This window comes from Streptomyces sp. SM18, from assembly GCF_002910775.2.
In the GTDB taxonomy this organism is placed as follows: domain Bacteria; phylum Actinomycetota; class Actinomycetes; order Streptomycetales; family Streptomycetaceae; genus Streptomyces; species Streptomyces halstedii.
The window spans coordinates 5,224,546-5,247,050 of record NZ_CP029342.1 but is presented as its reverse complement, the minus strand read 5'-3'; the positions used below and the strand labels follow the sequence as shown (position 1 = coordinate 5,247,050).

Here is a 22,505-nt window from a genome sequence, read left to right as displayed (position 1 = left end):
GAGGCCTCCGTCGCGGCGATCGGCGCACGGCGCCCACATTCACCCCGTCAAGGATGTTGAATGTTGAACAAAGGTGGGCTACAGTCGGTGTCGTTGAAGGTTAAACAACAACTTCGACGGCCACTCGTCCGTACACACCCTCTGTACACGTCCCCCGAGGAGGAGCCATGGCTCTGTTCAACCGCAAGAACGCCGACGCCCCGACCACCAGCACCGCCGCCCTCGCGGTGGACCCGGCGCTCGCCGCCCTGACCGGTGACTACGCGATCGACCCGGCGCACAGCAGCATCGGCTTCACGGTGCGCCACGCCATGGTGACCAATGTGCGCGGCTCCTTCGGTGAGCACGAGGGCACCCTGAAGCTGGACGGCTCCGACCCGTCCCGCTCCTCGGCCTCCATCGACGTCAAGATCGCCAGCGTCGACACCGGCATCGCGGACCGTGACGGGCACCTGGTGAGCGGCGACTTCTTCGACGCGGAGAAGTTCCCCCTGATGACGTTCCGTTCGACGGCCACGGAGGCGCTCGGTGACGACACGTACCGGATCACGGGCGACCTCACCATCAAGGACGTCACGCGCCCCCTCTCCATCGACCTGGAGTTCAACGGCTCCGCCACCGACCCGTACGGCAACCAGCGCGTCGGCTTCGAGGGCAACGCCGTGATCCTGCGCTCCGACTGGGGCCTGACCTACAACGCGGCCCTGGAGACCGGCGGCGTGCTGGTCGGCGACAAGATCAAGCTGAACTTCGACATCTCCGCGATCAAGGCCGCCCCGCAGGCCTGATCCCCCGCACGACGCCCGAGCGCCCGCACCGCCCCACGGGGGCGGGACGCGGGCGCTCGGCGTGTTCATTCGCCCTGGTACAGCCGTCGCAGATCGACCAGGACGACATCCCCCGCCGCTTCGGCCCGACGCAGCCCTTCGGTGAAACCGGCGCCGCTGTAACAGGCGAGCCGCACGGCGGAAGTGTCCAGGCCCCGCGCGGCGACCAGCGCCTCGATACGCCGCAGCCGGTCGAGGTGCTTCTCGCCCATGACCTGGTCCCACTTGGCCTCGCCGAGGGACAGCAGTACACCGCTGTCCTGACCGACGGCCCCTCTGACCACCACGTCCACCTCGTGGCTGGTACGTGATCCGGGGTCGGGGACCGTTCCGTAGGAGACGTCGATCGGCATCCCGCCGAAGGTCTCCGGGGACGCGAAGTGCGACACCCACTCCCGGCAGAGCTGCTCGAAGTGCGGACCGACGACGGCCGAGCGGAACCGCTCCCGGGAGCTTTCCCAGACCTGTTCGGAGAGCCCCCGGTCCAGCAGTGCCCGTGTGGTCCTGGACACCACGTGGTCGAAGGCGATGAGTGGCTCGGCAACGCGGTAGACACTGCGGTTCCTCCGGAAGGCGTCCACCTCTCGTCGCACCAGGCCGCAGTCCTGCAACACCGTGAGCGGATGCGTCAGGTCACCGGCGGGGCGCCCTAGGCAGCCGGCGATCCCGCCGGCCGTGGCGTTCCCGGACGCGAGCGCGGCGAGCACGGAGTGGTACAGCGCGCGGTCCCTCAGGTCCGACTCGTCGGCCAGCAGGTATCTCGCCTCGCGGTAGAGCGGAGACCGTGGTGACAGAGCCGTGCGGCACACCCAGGCGTCGAAGTCGTCCGGCCCGGAGGGGACGTCCTCGCGTACGAACTCCCGGCGGTAGGCCGGAGTCCCGCCCACCACGCTGTGCACGAGGAGCGCGAGGCGCGGGTCCTCGATGCCCCAGAACGCCGCGGCCTGCCGGAAGTCGAGCGGGTGCACGACCAGTTCCAGGCTCGCCCTCCCGCGCAGCGGCGACGTCCCGCTGAGCAGCCCGCCCATGAATCCGAGGGAACTGCCGCACAGCAGCAACCGCGTCCGCGATTCGAGACGCTCCGGTCGGCGGGGGCCGTAGGCGACCTGGAGAACGGAAGGGAGCGACGGCGTGGAACGGGCCAGATAGGGGAACTCGTCGATCACCACCGGAAGCGGCCGTTCCCGGCCGAGAGCCAGCAGCGCGTCGATGCAGCTCTCCCAGCGCTCGAAGCGCAGCGGGGCGGCGGCGCGGGTGTACTGGCCCAACTCCTCGCCGAAGCGGCGCAGCGACTCCGCTTCGGTCGCCTCGTAGGCGCAGAAGTAGAACCCCCCGGCGGCACGGGCGAGCGAGTCGAGCAGGAACGACTTCCCCTGCCTGCGCCGCCCCGACACCACGGCGAGCGTCGCCTCCCTCCCCGCGTCGGCGGCGAACGCGGTGAGCTCGCTCCACTCCCACTCGCGGTCGAACATGTCCGTCGGCCTGATGAAGGTCCGGGGCGGATGGATACTCACAGGCATCACCGGCTACACTCGGTTACGGAAGTGTACTTCTGGGAAGTACACTTCCGTAACGAGTGTCCAGGTGTCCGGGTCACGCCGTGCGGCGGACCTTCAGCGCGTTGTCGGTACGGGTGGTGGGGTTGCCGTCCGGGTCGTTCTGGACGCGCTCGTGTTCGTCGCTGAGCAGCACCTCCCAGGCCCCGTCCGGCAGTTCGAGAGAGGCCAGCACCTCGTCGGGGGTGGGGAAGCGGACGCTGGGGTCCGGGTTCTGCTCCCAGTGCGGGAAGCCCGCGTGCCCGACGATCAGCAGGACACCGCCCGGGGCGACGGCACGCGCGGCCCGGCGCAGGATCTTCTCGCGCGGCAGGTCGCCCATGGAGTGCAGGAACTGCGCCGAGACCAGGTCGTACTCCCCCTCCGGGAAGGTCGCCCCCAGGTCGTGCCACTGCCAGTCGACACGGTCGGTGACCCCGGCCTCGGCCGCGTGGACGGCCGCCCGTTCCAGCGCGACCCGGGAGATGTCCGTGGCGGTGACCCTCCAGCCCCACCGCGCGAGCCAGACCGCGTCCGCGCCTTCGCCGCAGCCGAGGTCCAGGGCACGGCCGGGCTTCATGCCCTCCACCTCGCGCACGAGCACGGTGTTGGGGTTGCCGCTCCAGATCCGGTCGCTCTCGCGGTACCGGTCGTCCCACAGCTCGGCGTCGGTGGGGGCGGGGGTGGTGGCGTCGTCGCCGGTCATCGCATCTCCTGAAGTCCGTGTCGGCGGTCCCCGAGCACGCGCTCGGTGACCTGGCGTTCCGTGGCGGCCGAGAAGGCCGTGACGGGATCGCGGCGCGCCTCGACCGCGCGCCGGGTGTCCTCGGTGACGAGGTCCATGTTGATCGCGGACGCCGCCTTCAGACCTGCGGCAGCCGAACCGATCACCTGTTCCATGGGGTTGGTGACGTTGCCCGCCACCCATACCCCGGGGACGTCGGTGGCTCCGGCGGGGTCGGCGGCGACGTACGAGCCGATGGGCTGCCCGGCCACCTCCAGGGTCGTGGGGGCGAGCCCGAGGGTCTCCAGGACCCCGGACCGCGCCGTGAAGCGGGGCTGGACCACGACGGCCTCGCGCGGGATCACCGTGCCTCCCGCCAGCCGGACCCCGGTGAGCCGGTCGCCGGTCACCTCCAGCGCGGCCACCTCGCCGTCCACCACGGCGACGGACCGGGCGGCGAGCTGCTCGTACTCCTCGTCACCGAAGTCGGCCGCGGTGTGCCGGAACAGCACCACGTCGTCGGTCCACTGCCGCCACAGCAGCGCCTGGTGCACGGCCATCGGGCCGGCCGCCAGGATGCCTACAGGCCGGTTCCTGACCTCCCAGCCGTGGCAGTACGGGCAGTGCAGTACGTCGCGGCCCCAGCGCTCGGCCACACCGGGCACGGGCGGCAGCTCGTCCACGAGCCCCGTGGTGACCAACAGCCGGCGCGCCTCCACGGCGGAGCCGTCCTCCCGTACGACGCGGAATCCGCCGCCCGGCAGCTTCTCGGCCGCCACGGCGTTGCCCTGGACGACCTCCGCCCCGTAACCAGCGGCCTCGGCCCGGCCGGCGGCCAGCAGCTCCAGCGGCGGTACCCCCTCGCGGCCCAGGTAGTTGTGCGCGTGGGACGCGGGCGCGTTGCGGGGGCTTCCCGCGTCGATGACGAGCACCGAACGCCCCGCCCGAGCGAGCGTGAGCGCCCCGCTCAGCCCGGCCGCCCCGCCGCCGACGACCACGACGTCGTACCGCTGTCTGTTCTTACTCATGCGAAACACCTCCGTCTACGGCAGAGAGTGCGCCCGTGGCCCCGATCCGACAAACCTGCTTGCCGAAGCGGCAAACTCGCACCATACGATCTTCCCGGGGTCCCGCTCCCCCACGCCCCACGCGTCGGCCAGCGCCGCGACCAGCAGCAGCCCGCGCCCGCCCTCGGCCTCGGGAACGGGCTCCGCGTCCCGGCGGACCTTGCCGCCCCCGCTGTCATGGACCTCGATGCGCAGGGTCTCCCCGCAGGTCAGCTCAACCTTGAAGCCCCGGCCGGGCGGCACGCCGTGCACCAGCGCGTTGGTGGCGAGTTCGGTCACGCAGAGCAGTACGTCATCGACGGGAACCCCGCACGCCCAGTCGAGCAGCGCCGCCCGGACGAACTGCCGTACGAGGGGGATCGACCTGCGCTCACGACGGTAGAAGGCCTCGCGGAAGGGGGTGAGTCGTGTTGTCTCGTTCACGGGACGACTGTCACAGACCGTGATTAGAGTGACCCAGTGCGTCAGGTCGTACGCCGCTTCTGTACGACCGCCGACGGGTCGGCCGGAGTCACGCACGGGGAGAGGCACTTCATGCACACGGCGAAGCGAAACAAGCGGGTCACCTCCTGGCATGTGATCGGCGCCCAACTGGCCACGTTCCGCAAGGCGGCCGGGCTGACACAGGCGTCACTGGCCGACCGGTTCTGTGTGGGTGAGGACACGATCGCCTCGATCGAACAGGGCCGCCGCACGCTCCAGGCGGATTTCGCGGCGGCGCTGGACGAACTGCTCGACACCAAGGGGGTGTTGCGGGTCGCGGTGTCGAAGGTGCCGCAGAAGGAGCGGTTCCCGGCGTTCGTGCAGGACTTCGTGGAGTACGAGCAGGAGGCGGTGACGCTGCTGTCGTATCAGAACCAGGTGGTGCCAGGATTGTTGCAGACGGAGGAGTACGCCCGGTTCGTCTTCGCCTGCCTCTACCCGCCGATCGAGGCAGAGGAGGTGGAAGAGTGGGTTGCTGCTCGTCTTGACCGGCAGAGGCTTCTCGAACGCCGCCCGCGCCCGATACTGCACTTCCTTCTGGAGGAGAGCATTCTACGTAGTGAGATCGGGGACTCCACTATGCGCCTGGAGCAGATCCGGCACTTGCGGCAATGCGCGGAACTCCCCTTCCTCGGCCTCCAGGTGATGCCGATGCGCCTACCTAAGCACGCGGGACTGGCGGGGCCTATGGTTCTTCTAGAGACACCTGACCACGACCACCTCGCGTACATCGAGGGCCAGCGCGTCAGCTTCCTCCACGAGGATCCAGATGACGTCAGCATCTTGCAACAGATGTATGGAATGCTGCGTTCGCAGGCGCTTTCCGTCGAGAAGAGCGCGCGACTACTGGACGACCTGCTTGGAGAGTCATGACTCGCGCAGCACACGGCACACCCCTCACCTGGTTCAAGTCCAGCTACAGCAGCAGCCAGGGCGGCGACTGCGTCGAAGTCGCCGCGCACCCCACCGCCGTACACATCCGCGACTCCAAAGCCGTCGATGGACCCGTCCTCACCGTGCCCCCGAGCGCCTGGCACGCCTTCGTCAACGCCACTGCCCGGCATCAAAGGCCATCCGCTCGCACCGGCCTCGCCCGCTGACGGCCTGAAAGGGGAAGCCATGCGCGCAGATCACGGCGCAACCCTCGCCTGGATGAAGTCCAGCTACAGCGGCAGCGAAGGCGGTGCCTGCCTGGAAGTCGCCTACCACTGGCACAAGTCCACCCACAGCAGCGACCAGGGCGGCGACTGCGTCGAAGTCGCCGCGCACCCTGCCGCCGTGCACATCCGCGACTCCAAGACCGTCGACGGACCCGTCCTCACCGTGCCGCCGGCCGCCTGGACCGCCTTCCTCGGCGGTGTCGGCGGCCGGTAGCACCGGCGGGACGGGTCAGACCGTGGCCGTACGGGCTGCGGGGGTGACCGGGGTACCGTCCAGGCGGGCCGAGGCGAGTCCGGCCTCGACCACCGCGACGGCCGCGTACATGTCCGCCGCCGTCACCAGCGGCGTACGTCCGTAGCGGATGTCGTCGCCGAACTCGGTGAACAGCCGCCGCAGCGCCGTCAGTCCGGCGGGTCCGCCGACCTGGCGGGAGACGCGTTCGCCGTCCGCCCCGCGCACGGCGACGGAGGGCGCGTCCTCGTCGGCGAGCACATGGCCGTGGGAGCCGAGCACGCGCAGGCTGGACGAGACGGGGGCCGGGCCGACGCCCGCGGGTGTGCGGGCGACGGTGGCGGTCGCCACCACCCCGTTGCGCAGGCGGAGCGAGAGGACGGCCGCGTCCTCGACGCCGTAGGCGCCGTGCGGGCCGTCGAAGAGCGGGCCGTGGGGCGCGCCGCTGCCGAAGGCGACGACCTCCTCCACCTCCAGGCCGGTCAGGTGGCGGATCGCGAGGGCCGGGTACCAGCCGAAGTTCATCAGTTCGCCGCCGCCGGACAGGGCGGGGTCGCAGACGAGTTCGGGGCGCTCGACGGTGCTTCCGTCCAGCCCTCCGGCCGCGAGCCACTCCGCGTCCACGGCCAGGGGCAGACCGATCGCCCCGGAGTCCACGATGCGCCGGGCGCGGGCGATCTGCGGGGAGTACAGCCGGTGTACGGCGGTGAGCAGGCCCGGGGAGCGGTCGGCGGCGTCCCACAGGCGTTCCGCGGCGCGGGTGCCGGTCGCGGCGGGCTTGTCGACGACCACATGGCGGCCCGCCTCCAGCGCCCGTACCGCCAGGTCCGCGTGGCGGGTGGGTTCGCTGCACACCAGGGCGATGTCGCAGGAGGCGAGGCCCTCGTCCAGGTCGAGCAGCGGGATGCCCGTCGTGGCGGCGAGGGCGGCGCTGTCCTCGGCGAAGGGGCTGTCGGCGGTGTCGGCGCAGCCGATGACCTCGATGCCCGGCAGGGAGCGCAGGAGCGGCACGTAGTCGCGGGCGTGCCGGACTCCGGACACGATGAGGATCCTCATGTCAGCAGACCTCCTTGACGTCCACGGGGCGGCCTTCGTCCGCGCTGAGCTGGGCCGCCAGGGCGGCGGCGAGGGCCGCGCGCACCTGGTGGGGCGCGGTCAGCGGTTCCGCGACACCGTCGAGCACGTCGCGCAGGTGCCTGGTCTGCTCGGTCATCGCGCCCTCGATCGAGGCGGGGGCGACGGGCTGGGCGGTGTGTGCGCGGGGCTCGTCCTCGCTGCTGTGGTGCAGGGTTCCGGTGGTGCCGGAGAGCATGAGCCGGCGGACGAACGTGCCGCGTGCGGCGAGGGCGTAGCAGAGTTCGACGGTGGCGAGGGCGCCGCCCGCGAAGCGTACGAGGATCTGGAAGCTGTCGGGGGTCGGCATCCCCGGCGCCCAGGTCCGGCAGGGGCGGGCGAAGACCCGGACCGGTTCGTCGTCCATGAGCCAGGTCAGCAGGTCCAGGGCGTGCACGCCGTTGTGGGCGACATGGCCTCCGGAGCGGGCCGCGTCCAGCTGCCAGCCCCGCCAGCCGCCGGGCCAGACGTGCCCGGTGTACCAGGTGAGGTGGGCCAGGCGGGGGGTGCCGATCGCGCCTTCGGCGACCGCCTGGGCGATGTCGAGGTGGACGGGCTGGAAGCGGGCCGTCTGCGCGACGAGGAGGGGCCGGCCGGCCTTCTTCGCGGCCGCCAGGACGCGGTCGGCGTCGGCCACCCTCAGGGCGGCGGGCTTCTCCAGCAGGACCGCCTTGCCCGCGGCGAACGCGGCCACGGAGAGGTCGGCGTGCGACTCGGGAGAGGTGCAGACGGCGGTGACGTCGACGGCGTCGGACCAGGCGGTGGCCGGGTCGGTGGACCAGGTGGCGCCCTCCGCGAGGGCGGCCAGCGCGGCGGCGCGTTCGGGATGCCGGTCCACGACGTGGGCCAGCCGCACACCGGGGACTCCGGCGAGCGCGGTGACATGGTCGCGGGCGATGGCACCGGCGCCGATGACGGCCACACGGTGGTCGGTTCCTCGTCGTCCCGGATGGGACAACCTCTTCTGTCCAGGCTCAGGGCCGGAGTTCACCCGCTGCTCCTCACGCTCGGCTCACCCTTGAACCTAGGACATCAGACATCTTATGTCTACCCTCGATCTCCCTCCCCCTGCGGCTCTTCCCCTCGCGGGCCGCGGAACAAGGCCACGGGGCGGCCGGAACCGTCGTGACCGGTTCCGGCCGCCCCGTGGGCGCCGTTCGTCCCCGCCGGCACCCGCTTCCGGGTGCCGCGTGGTGTCCTGCGTGGGGTCCTACTTCATCTTCTCCGCGAACAGCGGGGCCACCTTGTCCAGCGCGTACACCGTGGAGAGTACCGAGTCGGTGGCGAACGCCTGACTGAGGATCTCGTCGTCGAAGACGAGCGAGTGGCCCGCCTTCACGGACGGGACCGCCTTGTACAGCGGGTCGCCGCTGATGTCGGAGGCGGGGATGCCGATGGGGGACATCACCGTCAGGTCGGCGTCGAGGAGGTCCAGGTTCTCCTTGGAGACGGAGACGGAGAAGCCCTCTCCGGCCTTGGCCTCGACGGCCGGGTTGTTCGTGAAGCCGAGGCGCTCGACGAAGTCGACGCGTCCGGTGCCGGAGACGTAGGCGCCGTACCCCTCGGAGGTGCGCGAGCCGAGCGTGATGGTGCTGCCCTTGAACTCGGGGTGCGCCTTCACCGCCTCCGCGAACTTCGCCTCGGTGTCGGCGATGAGCTTCTTGCCCTTCTCCGGCACACCGAGCGCGGCGGAGACCATCTCGGTCTGCTTCTCCCACGTCTGCTTGTACTGGTCGCCGCCCTCGGGCACGCCCACGGTCGGGGCTATCTTGCTCAGGGTGTCGTAACGCGTCTTGTCACCACTGGACTTGGTGTCCAGGATCAGGTCCGGCTGGAGGGCCGCGATCTTCTCGTACTCGGGCTCCAGCGTGCCGATGATCTCGGGCTTCTTGTCGTACATGCCCTTGGCCCAGGGGCCGACGCCCTCGCCGCCGAACGCCAGCCAGTCGCTCGCCCCGACCGGCTGCCCGCCGAGCGCGAGGACCGTCTCGGCATCGCCCCAGCCGAGCGCGACGATGCGCTTGGGGGCCTTGTCGATGGTGATCTCGCCGAACTTGGTGTCCACCTTCGCGGGGAAGGCGCCGTCGGACGAACCGCCCGACGCCGAGGGGGCGGCGCTGTCGGAGTCGTCCGAGGAGCCGCAGGCGGCCAGCCCCACCAGCAGGGCGGCGACGGCACCCGCCATGAGGACGGGAGTGCGGCGGGGACGCCGGGCGCGGGGGGTACGGGAGACGGAATCGTTCATACCCCTTAGGTTAGCCTCACCTAAAGACAACGATGCCACCGGGGGCCCGGCCGCCGTTCCTCAGGCGACCGTCTCCCCCACGTGGTGGCGGCCCAGCGGCACCACCATCGGTGTGGCCGACGCGGGGTCGTCCAGGACGGTGCAGCGCATCCCGAACGCCTCCCCGACCAGCTCCTCGGTCACGATGTCGCGCGGACGGCCCTCCGCGAGGATCCGTCCGCCCTTCATGGCGATCATGTGGTCGGCGTACCGGCAGGCGAGGTTCAGGTCGTGCAGCACGGCGACCATGGTGACGCCGCGCTCCCGGTTGAGGTCGGTGAGCAGGTCGAGGACGTCCAGCTGGTGGCTGACGTCCAGGAAGGTCGTGGGCTCGTCCAGCAGGAGTATGTCCGTACGCTGCGACAGGGCCATGGCGATCCACACGCGCTGGCGCTGGCCGCCCGACAGCTCGTCCACCGGGCGGTCGGCGAGTTCCAGGACGTCGGTGGACAGGAGCGCCCGCGCGACCGCCTCGTCGTCCTCGGCGGTCCACCGCCTGAACCATCCCTGGTGCGGGTAGCGGCCACGCCCCACGAGGTCGGACACCGTGATGCCCTCCGGGGCGGAGGGGCTCTGCGGGAGGATGCCGAGCACCGCGGCGACCTCCTTGGTCGGCATCTCCTGGATGCTGCGGCCGTCCAGGAGCACCGATCCCCCGGTGGGCGGGAGCAGCCGGGCCATCGCCCGGAGCAGGGTGGACTTCCCGCAGGCGTTGGGGCCCACGATGACCGTGATCCGTCCCGGCGGGACGCTCACGTCCAGGCCGGAGACGATCTCCCGGTCGCCGTATCCGAGGCGGACGTCCCGCGCTTGAAGAGTGTGCTCAGCCACGACGGGGCCACGCCTTTCCTTGTCGTACGTCTCAGGGTCGTCCGTCCCGGGTGCCGGCACGTCAGCCTCCCGAGCCCACGCGGTTGGCGCGGGCCAGGAGCAGCAGCAGGTACGGTGCGCCGATGATGCTGGTGACCACGCCCACCGGCAGCTGGACCGACGGCAGCAGGTGCTGGGCGGCGAAGTCGGCGACCAGGACGAGCAGCGCCCCGGTCAGCGCGGAGTGCGCCAGGGCCGCGCCCCGGCGCGGGACCAGGCGGCGGGCGATCGGCGCGGACACGAACGCCACGAACCCCACGGGTCCGGCCGCCGCGGTGGCGACGCCCGCGAGGGCGACCGCGCAGCCGAGGAGGGCCAGGCGGCCGGGCTCGACGCGGGCCCCGAGCCCGGCCGCGGTGTCGTCGCCGAGCTGGAGGGGGCCCAGGGTGCGGGCGGCGAGGGCGGTGAGGGGCAGGAGGACGGCGAGGGCGATCAGCAGGGGCCACATCTGGTTCCAGGAGCGGCCGTTGAGGCTGCCCGTGAGCCAGAGGTAGGCCTCCTGCGCGTCGGTGGTGTCGGAGCGGGCCATCACGTACCAGACGACGCTGGTCAGTCCGGTGCCGACGCCGATGCCGATCAGGACGAGGCGCTGGCCGGCGACACCCTGGCGCCAGGCGAGCAGATAGATCGCCGTGCCGGAGACGAGTGAGCCGACCAGGGCGCTCGCGGACAGGGTGAGGCCGCTGACCTGGAAGAGCAGGGCGGCGGTGACGGCGACCGCGCTCGCCCCCGCGCTGATGCCGATGATGTCGGGGCTGGCCAGCGGGTTGCGCAGTACGGACTGGAAGACCGCCCCGGAGAGCCCGAAACCGGTGCCGACGAGGACGGCGAGCAGGGCGCGGGGCAGCCGCAGTTCCAGCACGACGAACCGCGAGCCGCCGTCGCCGCCCCCGAACAGGGTGTCGACGACCTTGCCGAGCGGCATCACCATGTCACCGACGCTGAGCGAGACGGCGAAGACCGCCACCAGGGCCGCCAGCAGGGCGGCGCCGACCAGGACGGAGCGCCGACGGCCGCGGCCGCGCGCCCCGGCGACCGTGCGGACGGCGTCGGCGAGGCGTGCGTCGGCCGTCTGCTGGAGACGGGTTCCGGTCACAGTTCCACCAGCTTCCTGCGCCGGACGAGCCAGATGAAGGGGACGCAGCCGATCGCGGCGGTGACCACGCCCACCTGCACCTCGCCGGGCGGGGCGACGACCCTGCCGACGATGTCCGCGACGAGGAGCATCACGGGGGCGAGCACCATGCTGTACGGCAGCACCCAGCGGTAGTCGGGGCCGGTGATGAGCCGGGCCGCGTGCGGGACGGCGAGGCCGACGAAGCCGATCGGGCCGGCGACGACCGTGGCCGCCCCGCACAGCAGCACCACGGCGAGCACCGACGTCAGCCGGGCGAGCCCGACGCGCTGGCCGAGGCCGCGTGCCAGGTCGTCGCCGAGGGACAGGGCGTTGAGCTGCGGCCCGAGCGCCAGCGCGAGCACGGCGCCGGCCACGACGAAGGGGGACGCCTGCCAGAGCACGTCGGCGTCCCGGGCGGTCAGCGCGCCGAGCTGCCAGAAGCGGAACCGGTCGTAGCCCTCGCGGTCCTGGAGCAGGACGGCGCTGGTCACGGAGGTCAGTACGGCGCTGGTCGCGGCGCCCGCGAGCGCCAGCTTCACGGGGGTCGCGCCCTCCCGGCCGAGCGAGCCCACCCCGTACACCAGGAGGGCGGCGAGCAGGGCTCCGAGGAAGCCGAACCAGATGTACTGGGTGGCGACCGTGAATCCGAGGAAGCTGATCGAGCAGACGACCGCGACGGAGGCCCCGGCGTTGATGCCGAGGAGCTGCGGGTCGGCGAGCGGGTTGCGGGCCACGCCCTGCATCACCGTGCCCGCCAGGCCCAGCGCGGCCCCGGCCAGCAGCCCGGCCACGGTGCGGGGGATGCGCACCTCCCGCACGATGAGCTGGCCCTTGACCTGGAGGTCCGGGTCGAGGACGCCGTGCACCACGTCGTGGAAGGGGACGTCGCCGGACCCCACGGCGAGGCTCGCCAGGACGGTCAGCAGGAGTACGGCCAGGGCGGCCGCGAGTCCCAGGGCGAGGACGGGCCGGCCGCGGGTACGGCGTGGGGGCGGGGTCCCCGTCGTCCGCTGTGGCGTCGCGCTTCGGAGAACCTGGCCGCTCACGGGCCGCTCACCGCGGCGCGCGGCATACGGTGGTGCACTGTTCCTCATCCTGTTCGTCGCTGCCTGCGCTCCCCCGGGTCCCGGCCGCGGAACGGCACCCCGGGACGGGGAGCATACGGGAGCATAAGTAAGGTGAGCCTAACAGCGCCAGGTCAGCGTGGTGCTGCCGAGCCCCCACACGGTACGGAGTGTCCCCTTGCCGAACGCCGCGCCCGCGGGCGCCGCCGTCGCCGCCCCCGCCCGGGACCCGCTGGCCGGAGCCGTGCCCCTGGAGTCGGCCGAGGAACTGCGCGAGATCATGGGCACCCCGTGGCCCCTGGTCATCGACAAGGTCCATGACCGGCTCACCGAGGCCGACCTCGATCTGCTGGCCCGCGCGCCGTTCTGCGCCGTGTCCACCTCCGACGCCGACGGCAACTGCGACACCTCGCCGCGCGGCGGTGAGCCGGGTTTCACCCGGGTGCTGGACGAGCGGACGCTGGCCATGCCCGACCTGCCGGGCAACCGGCGGGGCGACAGCTTCCACAACATCCTGTCCAACCCGCACGTGGGGCTGCTCTTCCTCATACCCGGGGTAATGACGGTGCTGCGGATCAACGGCCGCGCCCGGATCCTCACGGACGCGCCCTTCTTCGACGCGATGGCGGTGAAGGGGCGGCGCCCCCAGCTCGCGCTCGTCGTGGAGATCGACGAGATCTATCTGCACTGCCCGGCGTCCCTCAAGCGCTCGGGCCTCTGGGCCCCGGACACCTGGGAAGGCGCGGCCCGCGGGGGCGCGGGGACGGCCTAGGTGTATTGATCACGAGCGTTGTTAACGCCGATCGGGCTTGATCATGGCGAAGGCCTCCGTGTGTGGTGGAGGTGTCGAATTCTTCACCGCACGGAGGCCTTCGTGTCCCACCGTAGTACTCGGGCGACTCCGACAACGCGGCGAGCGTGCGTGCCGGGCGTCAACAACCCTGCGGGTCAATACACCTAGAACCCGCCGCCGTCGAACCCTCCGCCACCCCCGAAGCCTCCGCCGTCGCCGAACCCGCCGCCGTCGCCGCCGAAGCCGGAGGAGTCGAAGTCGGAGCCGGAGAAGTCGCCGCCGCTCCAGTCGCCGCCCGCGCCGAAGTCTCCGCCGCCGTACTCGGCGGCGTACGCCGGGGTCGAGAGCATCGAGCCGAGCATCGTGCCGACGAGCAGACCGGGCAGCAGTCCACCGCCGAAGTAACCGCCCGCCCACGGACCGTAGGCGGGCCCGGCCTCCCAGTACGGGCGGCGGGAGCCGTCGCCGGCGTCGACCGTGCGGCTCATCGGGTCCCGGCCCTCGCGCAGCCGCACCTCGTCGGCGGCGCACACCGGGACCTCGCGGGCCGTGCCGCCGGGGGGCTGCCACCGCACGTCCGCGACGGACGGGCCGTGCCGGGGGTCGAAGAAGCAGGGCGGGCGCCGGGCGGGCAGCTCGCGGTGGGCGCGGCGGGCGTCCAGGACGGCGAGGGAGTAGCGGCCGTCCTCCAGGGCCTCGGTCACCCCGCGTACGTCGGACGGGCGCCGGGCGGCGGCCATGCGTGACTTGGCGTCCTCGTAGGAGTCGAGCGCGCGCTCGTAGTCCGCGCGCATCGCGTCGTCGGCGCCCGCCTCCGCGGGATGGAAGTCCAGGCGGTCCAGGGTCTCGCCGTAGGCGGTGATGTCCTCGTCCACGACGACCCGGAGCTTGTCCAGGGAGGCCCGCTCCTCCTCCGCCTGTCGCCTGCGGTTGCGGCGGACCACCGCGTACGCGGCGCCGCCGCCGAGGACGGCGACCGCGCCGAGGACGACCAGTCCGGCCAGGGGGGCGGCGCCGTTCGCGCCGCCGTCGGACCCGCCGGACCAGGAGGCGGGGGCGCTGCCCCGGGCCTGTTCGACGGCGCGGTCGACGAAGGCGTTGAGCTGGGTGGCGGCGTCGGTGCCGGTGCCGGGTGCCTTGACGGCCGTGGTGAGGTTGGCGACCGCCCGGACCGGCATCACCTGCGGGTCGGCCCCGGCGTCGAAGCCGTTCCCGAGGCGGACGGCGTAGACCCCGGTGACACCGGTGTCGCTCCGGAGGTCCTGGAGGAGGTGGTCCGGTGGGAACGCGGACGTCGCGGGCAGCACGGCCACGAAGACCGGCTTGTCGGCGTCCTTGATCTTCTTTTCGAGCGCCGACCTCTGGGAGGAGGTGAGCTGGTCCGCCGCCGCCGGGTCAACGTACACCGGGCCCTGGCGCAGGGCGCGGGCCGCGTCGGCGAGGGTGGCGGGTGCGGCCGCCGGCGCGGCGGGCGCAGCCGCCAGCACCACCGCCGAGAGAATCAGCAGCAGACCCGCCCACAGGGGCACGAACAGCCTCTTCCGCATGGAACAAACGTAACCCGGGTGGGTGACGAACGCGCCACCCACCCGGGGCCGGCCCACGGGGCGCCCCTGGTGGGGCTCAGTCCTGGGGAGCGTTCCGGGTGAGCCGGATGGTGTCGCGGTACCACTTGGCGCTGTCCTTGAGGGTCCGCTCCTGCGTGTCGTAGTCGACGCGGACGATGCCGAACCGCTTGTCGTAGCCGTAGGCCCACTCGAAGTTGTCCATCAGCGACCAGGCGAAGTAGCCCCGGACGTCGGCGCCCCGCGCGCGGGCGTCGGCGACGGCCGCGATGTGGTCGGCGAGATAGGCGGTGCGGTCGGTGTCGGGGACGGATCCGTCGGCGGCGACGGTGTCGTCGAAGGCCGCGCCGTTCTCGGTGATGACGGTCGGCAGCGCGTAGTCACGCTGCAACCGCACGAGCAGCTCGGTGAGTTCGCCGGGGGTGATCTCCCAGTCCATGGCGGTCCTGGGGAGGTCGCGCTCCACCCCGCGCACGACGGGCAGGCCGTCGGCGCCGGTCGGGGACCCCTCCTCGGTGACGCCGGAGAAGACCGCGCCCCGGTAGAAGTTGACCCCGAGGACGTCGAGGGGTGCCGCGACGGTCTCCAGGTCGCCGTCCTGGACGGGCAGCTCGACGCCCTGGTCGGCGAGGTCGCGTACGACGTCCTCGGGGTAGCGGCCGTGGACGAGCGGGTCGAGGTAGAGGCGGGTGCCCATGCCGTCGGCCCGGCGGCAGGCCTCGCGGTCGGCCTCGCTGCCGGTCTCGGGGGTGGCGGTGCCGAGGTTGAGGGTGATCCCCAGCTCCAGCGGGCGGTCGCCGGCCGCCTCGCGCATCCGGCGGGCGGCGAGGCCGTGTCCCAGGAGCAGGTGGTGGACGGCGCCCATCGCGTCGCCCAGGTCGGTGCGGCCGGGGGCGTGCGCCCCGTAGGCGTAGCCGAGCATCGCCGAGCACCACGGTTCGTTCAGGGTGGTCCAGTGCTCGACCCGGTCGCCCAGGGCCTCGTAGGCGAGCATGGCGTAGTCGGCGAAGCGGTACGCGGTGTCACGGGCCGGCCAGCCGCCCGCGTCCTCCAGTTCCTGGGGCAGGTCCCAGTGGTACAGGGTGATCCAGGGGGTGACGCCCTTGTCCTGGAGCTCGTCGACCAGCCGCTTGTAGAAGTCCAGGCCCTTGGCGTTGGCCGGGCCGCGCCCGCCCGGCTGGATACGCGGCCAGGCGAGCGAGAAGCGGTAGGTGTCGACGCCCAGGCCCGCGATCAGCTCCACGTCCTGCGGCATCCGGTGGTAGTGGTCGCAGGCCACGTCACCGTGTTCCGCGTTGTGCACGGCGCCCGGCACCCGGCAGAAGGTGTCCCAGATGGACGGGGTCCGGCCGTCCTCCCGGGCGGCGCCCTCGATCTGGTACGAGGAGGTGGCGACGCCCCAGCGGAAGCCGGCGGGGAGTCCCTGGACGGCGACGGGGTTCAGGCTGCTGCGGGGCGTGGCGAGGTTCATGTGACTCCGTAGTTCGGTGGGTCGGGTGGGGATGTGCTCCGGCGGACCGGGCCGGATCAGGCGTCCGGACCGGGCGGGGCCGGTCCGGGCGCGGGTACGGTCCGCCGGTCAGGCGGGCGGGGCGGGCAGCCAGCAGGCCACCTCGCGCTCCTGTGCCGCGTCCGGGCGGGTGAGCACGGGAATCCGGCCCGCGCACGGCTCGAAGGCCTTGCCGCAGCGGGGGTGGAAGGCGCATCCGGTGGGCATCGCGGACAGGTGCGGCGGGGAGCCGGGGATGCCGGTGAGCTCGCGGCGGGGGCCGTGCAGGGCCGGGAAGGAGTGCAGCAGGCCCTCGCTGTAGGGGTGGCGGGGATCGCGGTAGATGTCGGCGGCACCCGCCTGCTCCACGATCCGGCCGCCGTACATGATCGCGATGCGGTCGGAGAACTCGATCAGCAGCGAGATGTCATGGGTGATGAACACGACGGAGAAGGAGAGCTGTTCCCTCAGCTCCACGAGCTTGCGCAGGATCTGACGTTGCATCACGACGTCGAGCGCGGTGGTGGGTTCGTCCATGATGACGATCTCGGGTTCCAGGGCGAGCGCCATCGCGATCATCACCCGCTGGCGCATGCCGCCGGACAGCTGGTGGGGGTAGGCGGTGAGCCGGTCGGCGGAGATCCCGACGAGGTTCAGCAACTCCTCGGCGCGCTTGGTCCGTTCGGCCGCCGGCATCCCGGGGCGGTGCGCGACGAGCACATCGGTGAGCTGGCTGTGGACGGTGTGCACCGGGTTGAGCGAGTTCATCGCCCCCTGGAACACGATCGAGAGCTCCTGCCAGCGGAACGCGCGCAGCTCGGCGGCGCTCAGGGCGAGGATGTCGAGGGTCTCCCCGCCCGGCCGGTGGTAGTGGACGTCGCCACCGGTGATCACTCCGGGCGGGGAGAGCAGCCGGGTGACCGCGTAGGCGAGCGTGGACTTGCCGGAGCCCGACTCGCCCGCGAGACCGAGGACTTCGCCCCGGTGAAGGGTGAGGTCGATGTCCCTGAGGGCGCGGACGCCGCTGGTTCCGGTGCCGTAGTCGACGTTCAGGCCGCGGATGGTGAGGATCGGCTCGGCGCTCATACGCTCGGCTCCTTGCTGGTCTCGCTGCTCTCGCCGGTCGTGCCGGTGTCGCCGGTGTCGCTGGTCTTGCCACTCTCGCCGGTCTTGCCACTCTCGCCACTCTCGCCGGTCTCGCTGGGCGGCTCGGGCGTCGGCGCCGTGGCGGGGTCCGGCGCCGTGGTGGGTGCGGTGGCGCGGGCCACCGGGGTGAAGCCGACCCGCATCGTGACCTGCTTGGAGGACCCCGCCGCCGTGCGCAGCCGCGGGTTCACGAACTCGTCGATGCCGAAGTTGATCAGGGACAGGGCGGTGCCCAGCAGGGCGATGCACAGGCCGGCCGGGACGAACCACCACCAGGCGCCCTGGGCCAGGGCCTGGTTGGACTGGGCCCAGAAGAGCACGGTGCCCCAGTTCCAGTGGGAGATGTCGGCGACGCCGATGAAGGCGAGCGTGATCTCGGAGAGGATCGCGAAGATGACCGTGCCGACGAAGCCGGAGGCGATGACGGCGGTGAGGTTCGGCATGACCTCGAAGAGGATGATCCGCCAGGTGGACTCCCCGGTGGCGCGGGCCGCCTCCACGTAGTCGCGGCGCCGGAGCGAGAGGGTCTGGGCGCGCAGCACCCGCGATCCCCAGGCCCAGGAGGTGAGGGCGATGACGGCGGCGATCAGCAGGTCGGTGGTGTCCTCGACGAAGCTCGCGATGATGATGATCAGCGGCAGTCCGGGGATGACCAGGAAGACGTTGGAGAACAACGAGAGGACCTCGTCGGCCGCCCCGCCGAGGAATCCGGCGGTGACCCCGATGAGTACGGACAGCACGGTGGCCAGGAACCCGGCGATGAAGCCGACCAGGAGCACACCCCGGGTGCCGACGAGGATCTGGGAGAGCACGTCCTGACCTGTGTGGGTGGTGCCGAACCAGTGGTCGGCGGAGGGCGGCTGGAGCAGCTGGTCGCTCATCGCGTCGGGGTCGTACGGGGCGATCCAGGGCCCGATGACGGCGATGAGGGCGAAGAAGGCGAGGATCAGCAGACCGGTGCGGGTCTTCCCGCCGCGCAGGAAGCGGAACCTGTTCCCCCGGCCGGTCGCGGTGGGCGCGGGAACGTCGTCCAGGACGGCGGTGTCGGTGGCGGCGACGGACATACCTGTCATGCCTCCTTGCGGGTGCGGGGGTCGAGGAAGGCGTAGGCCATGTCGGCCAGCAGGTTCGCGGCGAGCACGGAGAGCGTGATGACCAGGAAGACGCCCTGCATCAGGGGGTAGTCCTTCGCCCCGACGGCCTGGAGCAGCTGGAAGCCGATGCCTGGGTAGTTGAAGACCATCTCGACCAGCAGGGTGCCGCTGACGATGAATCCCAGGGAGAGGGCGAAGGCGGAGATGCTGGGCAGGACCGCGTTGCGCGCGGCGTAGGCGAACATCACCCTGCGCTCGGAGAGCCCCTTGGCCTGCGCCACCATGACGTAGTCCTCGGAGGACACGGTCACCATCATGTTGCGCATCCCGAGGATCCAGCCGGCGATGGCGCTGAGCACGATCGTCACCCCGGGCAGCACCCCGTGGTAGAGGGCGCTGGAGATGAACGGCCAGTCGAAGGCCGGGACCAGGGAGTTGTCGTAGCCGCCCTCGAAGGGGAACAGCGGCCACTTCACCGCGAACACCGAGATGGCGATGAGGCCCAGCCAGAAGTAGGGCACCGAGGAGATGAAGGTGGTGACGGGCAGCAGCCCGTCCAGCCAGGAGCCGCGCCGCCAGCCGCTGTAGACGCCGATGCCGGTGCCGAGCAGGAAGCTGATCAGGGTGGTGATGCCGACGAGGGCCAGCGTCCACGGCAGCGCCTGGGAGATCACCTCGCCGACCGGCGTCGGGAAGAAGGTGAAGGACAGCCCGAGGTCGCCGTCGAGCAGGTGCGACCAGTAGTCGGTGTACTGCGCCCAGAGGGACTTGTTCTCGTCGAGGCCGAACAGCGCCTTCAGGGAGGCGATGGCGCTGGTGTCGAGCTGCCCCTGGTAGCGGCTCATCAGGGCTTCGACCGGGTCGCCCGGCATCAGGCGGGGGATCAGGAAGTTGATGGTGATCGCGGCCCATGCGGTGACGGCGTAGAAGGCGAGGCGCTGGAGGACGTACTTCACTTCGCCGCCCCCTTCGCGGTCGCGCTCCCGGACGCGGCACCGTCGGCGGTGCTCGCGGTGCCGTCGGCGGTGCTCGCGGTGCCGTCGGCCGTGGCGCCCTCGGCGGTGCCTTCGTACAGCCAGCAGGCCGCCCACTGCCCGTCCGCCAGGTCGAAGCGCGGCGGCAGTTCGGTGCGGCAGCGCTCCATGGCCTTCGGGCAGCGCGGGTGGAAGCGGCACCCGGCCGGCGGGTCGATCAGGGAGGGCGGTTCGCCGCTCCCGGTCTCCTCCTGGGCCGCCTCGTCCGCCACCCGGTCCGGGTCCGGCGCGGAGGCGATCAGGAGTTGGGTGTAGGGGTGCGCGGGGCGCTGGGTGACGGTCTCGCTGTCCCCGCCCTCGACGATCCGTCCGGCGTACATCACCAGGGTGGTGTCGGCGAAGTAGCGGGCGGAGGCGATGTCGTGGGTGATGTAGAGGATCGCGAGCCGCAGGCGCTCCTTGAGGTCGCGCAGCAGGTTCAGGACGCCGAGCCGGATCGACACGTCGAGCATCGAGACCGGTTCGTCGGCGAGCAGGACCTGCGGGTCGGCGCCGAGCGCGCGCGCGATGGCGACGCGCTGGCGCTGCCCGCCGGACAGCTCGTGCGGGAACTTGTCCAGGTACTGATGAGGAGGGGTCAGCTGGACGCGTTCCAGCAGGGCCGCCAGGTTCTTCTCCAGTTCCGCCTCCCCGCGCCCCGCCCGGCCGTGGATCTTCAGGGCGCGGGTCAGGTGGTAGCGCACGGTGTGCACCGGGTTGAGCGAGGCGAACGGGTCCTGGAAGATCAGCTGGACCTGCTTGACGTACGTACGGAAGGACCGGCCACGCCCGGCCTTCACCGCCGTGCCGCCCAGGTGGATCTCGCCCGCGGTGAGCGGGTAGAGCTGGGCGAGCAGCCGCGCGACGGTGGATTTGCCCGAGCCGGACTCCCCCACCAGGGCCGTGACGGTGCCGCGCCGCAGTTCCAGCGAGACGTCGTCGACGGCGTGGACGGTGCGGTGGCGCCGGGCGATCAGGTCGCGCCCGGTGCGCCGCACGGGGAAGTGCTTGGTGACGGCGCGCGCTTCCAGCACCACGTCGGTCTCGGTGCGCGCGCGGGGCGTCTGTTCGGTGGTCATGGCCGGTTCTTCCCCGTACTCACTTGGCGGGCTTGAGGTTCAGCACGATCTTCAGCGCGTCCGGCTGGGTGTGCTGCGGTGCGGAGTAGGGGTCTTCCTCGGTCGGCCAGCCCACCCAGTTCTTCGTGGAGTACTCGGCGCCGATGGGCGCGGCGGCGGTCGGGATGACCGGGGCCTGCTCGACCATGATCTTCTGGAGGACGTTCATGGCCTTGGTGCGGGTGGCGTCGTCCGAGGCGTTGGCGTACTCCTTGAGCGCGGCGGTCGCCTCGGGGCTCTTGAAGCGGCCGAAGTTGCCGAGCTGGGCGCTCTTGCCGATGGGCTGGAGGATCGCGCCGTCCATGATGTTCTGGTACATGTCGTACGGCGTGGCACCGCTGTTGGTCCAGTGCAGGGTGGCGTCGAAGTTGCCGGCGGCCACGTCGTTGCCCCAGGCCTCGGCGGTCTGGGTCTTGACCTTGGCCTCGATGCCGATCTGCTTGATGTTGTCCTTGATGATGGCGAGCCCGGTGATGTAGTCGTTCCAGCCGGCCGGGTCGGTGAAGGTCAGCGTCACGGGCTTGCCGCCCGGGTCCTTCAGGACGCCGCCGCTGAGCGTGAACCCGGCCTCCGTGAGGACCTTCTTGGCGCCGGCCACATCGGGCTTGGTGGTGGCGTCCTTGTACTCCGGGGCGATGAAGGCGTCACCGGCGGGCAGCGGGATGCCGGTCGGATTGGTGATCTCCGGGTAGAGGGTCGCCTCCGCCTGGACGTGGATGGCGTTGCGGTCGACGACCATGGCCATCGCCTTGCGCAGGGCCGGGTTGTCGAACGGCTTGCGGGCGGTGTTGAACCACAGTCCGTGGATGCCGAGTCCGGAGGGGAACCACAGCTTGTGGTTCTTGGGGTCCTTGGCGATGTACAGCTGCTTGTAGTCCGGCATGAAGACGAACGACCACTCGACCTTGCCGTTCGCCAGGGCCGTGGTCGCCGCGCTGTTGTCGTTGTAGGCGGTGTAGCGCAGCTCCTTGACCTTCGTCTCGCCCTTCCAGTAGGTGGGCGTGGCGGTCAGGGTGGTGGTCTGCGGGGTGAAGGTCTTCAGCTTGTACGGGCCCGAGCCGACCGGGTTCCGGTTGGGCCAGGTCTCCGGGTTCTCGACCTTCTCCCAGATGTGCTTGGGCACGACATAGGTCGTGATGATCTTGTTCTGGTTGACGAACTGGGACTCCTCGAAGGTCAGGACGACCTTCTTGCCCTCGACCGTGATGCCGTCGTACGGGATGCCGTTGCCGTTGAGCGCCGGGTGCTTCTTGAGCAGCTCGAAGGTGAAGGCGACGTCGTCGGCGGTCAGCGGCTTGCCGTCGGCCCACGTGGCCCGGTCGTCCAGCGTGAAGGTGACCTTGCGGAAGTTGTCCTCCCACGCCCAGTCGGTGGCCAGCCACGGGTCGCCCTTGTCGGTGGGGCGGATCTGGTTGGTCATCACCAGCGGCTCGTAGATCATGAAGCGGTAGCCGAGGGTGGCGCCCGCCGAGGTCGCGAGGAACGGGTTGCTGTTGTTGGTCTGGGGCCCGTCCGGCTTCCCGAGGGTCAGTACGCCGGAGGCACCGGCGCCGCCCGACTTGTTGGCGCCGGAGTTGGCGGACGAGCAACCGGCGGCGAGGGCGACCACGACGGTGGCGGCTGAGAGCGCTCTCAGCGTATGACGACGGCGTACGGACATGGCGACTCCAGAAGGACTGCGGGGCTGGACGGACTGCGGGCGGGGGTCCCGCGGAGCTGGGGAAGGCCGCGGGACGCGGGGGCCGGTGGCCGGGGGTGTGCGGCACCCGGCGCTCCGGGTGCGGGTCGGGGGCTGGGGGCGGGCGCGGACC

Annotated in this window: 21 protein-coding genes and 1 pseudogene; 5 read left to right on the top strand and 17 right to left on the bottom strand. The window is 71.5% G+C overall.

All coding sequences use genetic code 11. The features are described from left to right. Nucleotides 1-167 precede the first annotated feature (167 nt). Nucleotides 168-788, top strand: a complete 621-nt coding sequence (locus tag B9S64_RS23795; RefSeq protein WP_103490467.1) for a YceI family protein — start codon at nt 168-170, stop codon at nt 786-788. Between the two features lie 65 nt (nt 789-853). Here B9S64_RS23795 and B9S64_RS23790 read toward each other — a convergent pair whose 3' ends face one another. From B9S64_RS23790 to B9S64_RS23775, 4 genes are all read right to left on the bottom strand, one after another. Continuing rightward, nucleotides 854-2,299 carry an ATP-binding protein gene (locus B9S64_RS23790; protein ID WP_203631273.1) on the bottom strand — a complete coding sequence of 482 codons (1,446 nt, stop codon included), beginning with the start codon at nt 2,297-2,299 and terminating at the stop codon, nt 854-856. A gap of 121 nt (nt 2,300-2,420) precedes the next feature. After that, nucleotides 2,421-3,068, bottom strand: a complete 648-nt coding sequence (locus B9S64_RS23785) for a cyclopropane-fatty-acyl-phospholipid synthase family protein (protein WP_103490465.1) — start codon at nt 3,066-3,068, stop codon at nt 2,421-2,423. Further along, nucleotides 3,065-4,114, bottom strand: coding sequence for an NAD(P)/FAD-dependent oxidoreductase (locus B9S64_RS23780; protein ID WP_103490464.1), 1,050 nt, complete (start codon nt 4,112-4,114; stop codon nt 3,065-3,067). The genes B9S64_RS23785 and B9S64_RS23780 overlap by 4 nt, the downstream gene beginning before the upstream one ends. 15 nt (nt 4,115-4,129) lie before the next feature. Further along, complete coding sequence (locus B9S64_RS23775) at nt 4,130-4,576, bottom strand: ATP-binding protein (protein ID WP_103490463.1); 447 nt, start codon at nt 4,574-4,576, stop codon at nt 4,130-4,132. A 111-nt stretch (nt 4,577-4,687) separates the two neighbouring features. On the opposite strand from B9S64_RS23775, the gene B9S64_RS23770 reads away from it, so the two are divergent. The 3 genes from B9S64_RS23770 to B9S64_RS23760 are packed head-to-tail and all read left to right on the top strand — an operon-like array spanning nt 4,688 to nt 6,010. Then, nucleotides 4,688-5,509 (top strand): helix-turn-helix transcriptional regulator, encoded by an 822-nt coding sequence (locus B9S64_RS23770; RefSeq protein WP_103490462.1) that lies wholly within the window; start codon nt 4,688-4,690, stop codon nt 5,507-5,509. Next, on the top strand, nt 5,506-5,736 hold the full coding sequence (locus B9S64_RS23765) for a DUF397 domain-containing protein (RefSeq protein ID WP_103490461.1): 231 nt from the start codon (nt 5,506-5,508) through the stop codon (nt 5,734-5,736). The genes B9S64_RS23770 and B9S64_RS23765 overlap by 4 nt, the downstream gene beginning before the upstream one ends. A 19-nt stretch (nt 5,737-5,755) precedes the next feature. Further along, entirely contained in the window at nt 5,756-6,010 is a 255-nt protein-coding gene (locus B9S64_RS23760) for a DUF397 domain-containing protein (protein WP_258037794.1), read from the top strand. Nucleotides 6,011-6,025: 15 nt separating this feature from the next. On the opposite strand, the gene B9S64_RS23755 is transcribed toward B9S64_RS23760, so the two are convergent. The 6 genes from B9S64_RS23755 to B9S64_RS23730 all read right to left on the bottom strand — a co-directional run bounded on the left by B9S64_RS23755 (nt 6,026) and on the right by B9S64_RS23730 (nt 12,458). Then, nucleotides 6,026-7,084, bottom strand: a complete 1,059-nt coding sequence (locus tag B9S64_RS23755) for a Gfo/Idh/MocA family protein (protein ID WP_103490460.1) — start codon at nt 7,082-7,084, stop codon at nt 6,026-6,028. A gap of 1 nt (nt 7,085) precedes the next feature. Beyond that, nucleotides 7,086-8,063, bottom strand: coding sequence for a Gfo/Idh/MocA family protein (locus B9S64_RS23750; RefSeq protein WP_258037793.1), 978 nt, complete (start codon nt 8,061-8,063; stop codon nt 7,086-7,088). 288 nt (nt 8,064-8,351) lie between these two features. Continuing rightward, nucleotides 8,352-9,386: an iron-siderophore ABC transporter substrate-binding protein gene (locus B9S64_RS23745; protein WP_103490458.1), complete on the bottom strand. Its 1,035-nt coding sequence runs from the start codon at nt 9,384-9,386 to the stop codon at nt 8,352-8,354. 60 nt (nt 9,387-9,446) lie between these two features. Further along, complete coding sequence (locus tag B9S64_RS23740; RefSeq protein WP_103490474.1) at nt 9,447-10,256, bottom strand: ABC transporter ATP-binding protein; 810 nt, start codon at nt 10,254-10,256, stop codon at nt 9,447-9,449. Nucleotides 10,257-10,317: 61 nt separating this feature from the next. Continuing rightward, nucleotides 10,318-11,391, bottom strand: coding sequence for an iron chelate uptake ABC transporter family permease subunit (locus B9S64_RS23735; RefSeq protein WP_103490457.1), 1,074 nt, complete (start codon nt 11,389-11,391; stop codon nt 10,318-10,320). After that, nucleotides 11,388-12,458, bottom strand: coding sequence for an iron ABC transporter permease (locus B9S64_RS23730; protein ID WP_103490456.1), 1,071 nt, complete (start codon nt 12,456-12,458; stop codon nt 11,388-11,390). The genes B9S64_RS23735 and B9S64_RS23730 overlap by 4 nt, the downstream gene beginning before the upstream one ends. A 196-nt stretch (nt 12,459-12,654) precedes the next feature. Here B9S64_RS23730 and B9S64_RS23725 point away from each other — a divergent pair, with 196 nt between their 5' ends. Beyond that, nucleotides 12,655-13,248 carry an MSMEG_1061 family FMN-dependent PPOX-type flavoprotein gene (locus B9S64_RS23725; protein ID WP_103490455.1) on the top strand — a complete coding sequence of 198 codons (594 nt, stop codon included), beginning with the start codon at nt 12,655-12,657 and terminating at the stop codon, nt 13,246-13,248. A 185-nt stretch (nt 13,249-13,433) separates the two neighbouring features. Here B9S64_RS23725 and B9S64_RS23720 read toward each other — a convergent pair whose 3' ends face one another. The 7 genes and pseudogenes from B9S64_RS23720 to B9S64_RS23690 all read right to left on the bottom strand — a co-directional run bounded on the left by B9S64_RS23720 (nt 13,434) and on the right by B9S64_RS23690 (nt 22,354). Then, nucleotides 13,434-14,816 (bottom strand): hypothetical protein, encoded by a 1,383-nt coding sequence (locus B9S64_RS23720; RefSeq protein ID WP_103490454.1) that lies wholly within the window; start codon nt 14,814-14,816, stop codon nt 13,434-13,436. 76 nt (nt 14,817-14,892) lie between these two features. Further along, entirely contained in the window at nt 14,893-16,305 is a 1,413-nt protein-coding gene (locus B9S64_RS23715; protein WP_103490453.1) for a GH1 family beta-glucosidase, read from the bottom strand. A gap of 108 nt (nt 16,306-16,413) precedes the next feature. Then, nucleotides 16,414-17,409 carry an ABC transporter ATP-binding protein gene (locus B9S64_RS23710; RefSeq protein ID WP_103490452.1) on the bottom strand — a complete coding sequence of 332 codons (996 nt, stop codon included), beginning with the start codon at nt 17,407-17,409 and terminating at the stop codon, nt 16,414-16,416. A 125-nt stretch (nt 17,410-17,534) separates the two neighbouring features. After that, nucleotides 17,535-18,533: pseudogene (locus B9S64_RS23705) on the bottom strand (ABC transporter permease); the annotation flags it as partial. A 5-nt stretch (nt 18,534-18,538) separates the two neighbouring features. Next, nucleotides 18,539-19,519, bottom strand: a complete 981-nt coding sequence (locus tag B9S64_RS23700) for an ABC transporter permease (protein WP_028443204.1) — start codon at nt 19,517-19,519, stop codon at nt 18,539-18,541. Further along, complete coding sequence (locus B9S64_RS23695) at nt 19,516-20,655, bottom strand: ABC transporter ATP-binding protein (RefSeq protein WP_258037792.1); 1,140 nt, start codon at nt 20,653-20,655, stop codon at nt 19,516-19,518. Before B9S64_RS23695 ends, B9S64_RS23700 begins: the two co-directional genes overlap by 4 nt. A gap of 19 nt (nt 20,656-20,674) precedes the next feature. Then, nucleotides 20,675-22,354, bottom strand: coding sequence for an ABC transporter substrate-binding protein (locus tag B9S64_RS23690; RefSeq protein ID WP_103490451.1), 1,680 nt, complete (start codon nt 22,352-22,354; stop codon nt 20,675-20,677). Nucleotides 22,355-22,505: the final 151 nt, after the last annotated feature.

Bases quoted from the DNA above. Each gene is read 5' to 3' on its own strand.
- B9S64_RS23795 (WP_103490467.1), top strand. From the start codon at position 168: ATGGCTCTGTTCAACCGCAAGAACGCCGACGCCCCGACCACCAGCACC.
- B9S64_RS23790 (WP_203631273.1), bottom strand. From the start codon at position 2,299: ATGTTCGACCGCGAGTGGGAGTGGAGCGAGCTCACCGCGTTCGCCGCC.
- B9S64_RS23785 (WP_103490465.1), bottom strand. From the start codon at position 3,068: ATGACCGGCGACGACGCCACCACCCCCGCCCCCACCGACGCCGAGCTG.
- B9S64_RS23780 (WP_103490464.1), bottom strand. From the start codon at position 4,114: ATGAGTAAGAACAGACAGCGGTACGACGTCGTGGTCGTCGGCGGCGGG.
- B9S64_RS23770 (WP_103490462.1), top strand. From the start codon at position 4,688: ATGCACACGGCGAAGCGAAACAAGCGGGTCACCTCCTGGCATGTGATC.
- B9S64_RS23765 (WP_103490461.1), top strand. From the start codon at position 5,506: ATGACTCGCGCAGCACACGGCACACCCCTCACCTGGTTCAAGTCCAGC.
- B9S64_RS23760 (WP_258037794.1), top strand. From the start codon at position 5,756: ATGCGCGCAGATCACGGCGCAACCCTCGCCTGGATGAAGTCCAGCTAC.
- B9S64_RS23755 (WP_103490460.1), bottom strand. From the start codon at position 7,084: ATGAGGATCCTCATCGTGTCCGGAGTCCGGCACGCCCGCGACTACGTG.
- B9S64_RS23745 (WP_103490458.1), bottom strand. From the start codon at position 9,386: ATGAACGATTCCGTCTCCCGTACCCCCCGCGCCCGGCGTCCCCGCCGC.
- B9S64_RS23720 (WP_103490454.1), bottom strand. From the start codon at position 14,816: ATGCGGAAGAGGCTGTTCGTGCCCCTGTGGGCGGGTCTGCTGCTGATT.
- B9S64_RS23715 (WP_103490453.1), bottom strand. From the start codon at position 16,305: ATGAACCTCGCCACGCCCCGCAGCAGCCTGAACCCCGTCGCCGTCCAG.
- B9S64_RS23710 (WP_103490452.1), bottom strand. From the start codon at position 17,409: ATGAGCGCCGAGCCGATCCTCACCATCCGCGGCCTGAACGTCGACTAC.
- B9S64_RS23695 (WP_258037792.1), bottom strand. From the start codon at position 20,655: ATGACCACCGAACAGACGCCCCGCGCGCGCACCGAGACCGACGTGGTG.
- B9S64_RS23690 (WP_103490451.1), bottom strand. From the start codon at position 22,354: ATGTCCGTACGCCGTCGTCATACGCTGAGAGCGCTCTCAGCCGCCACC.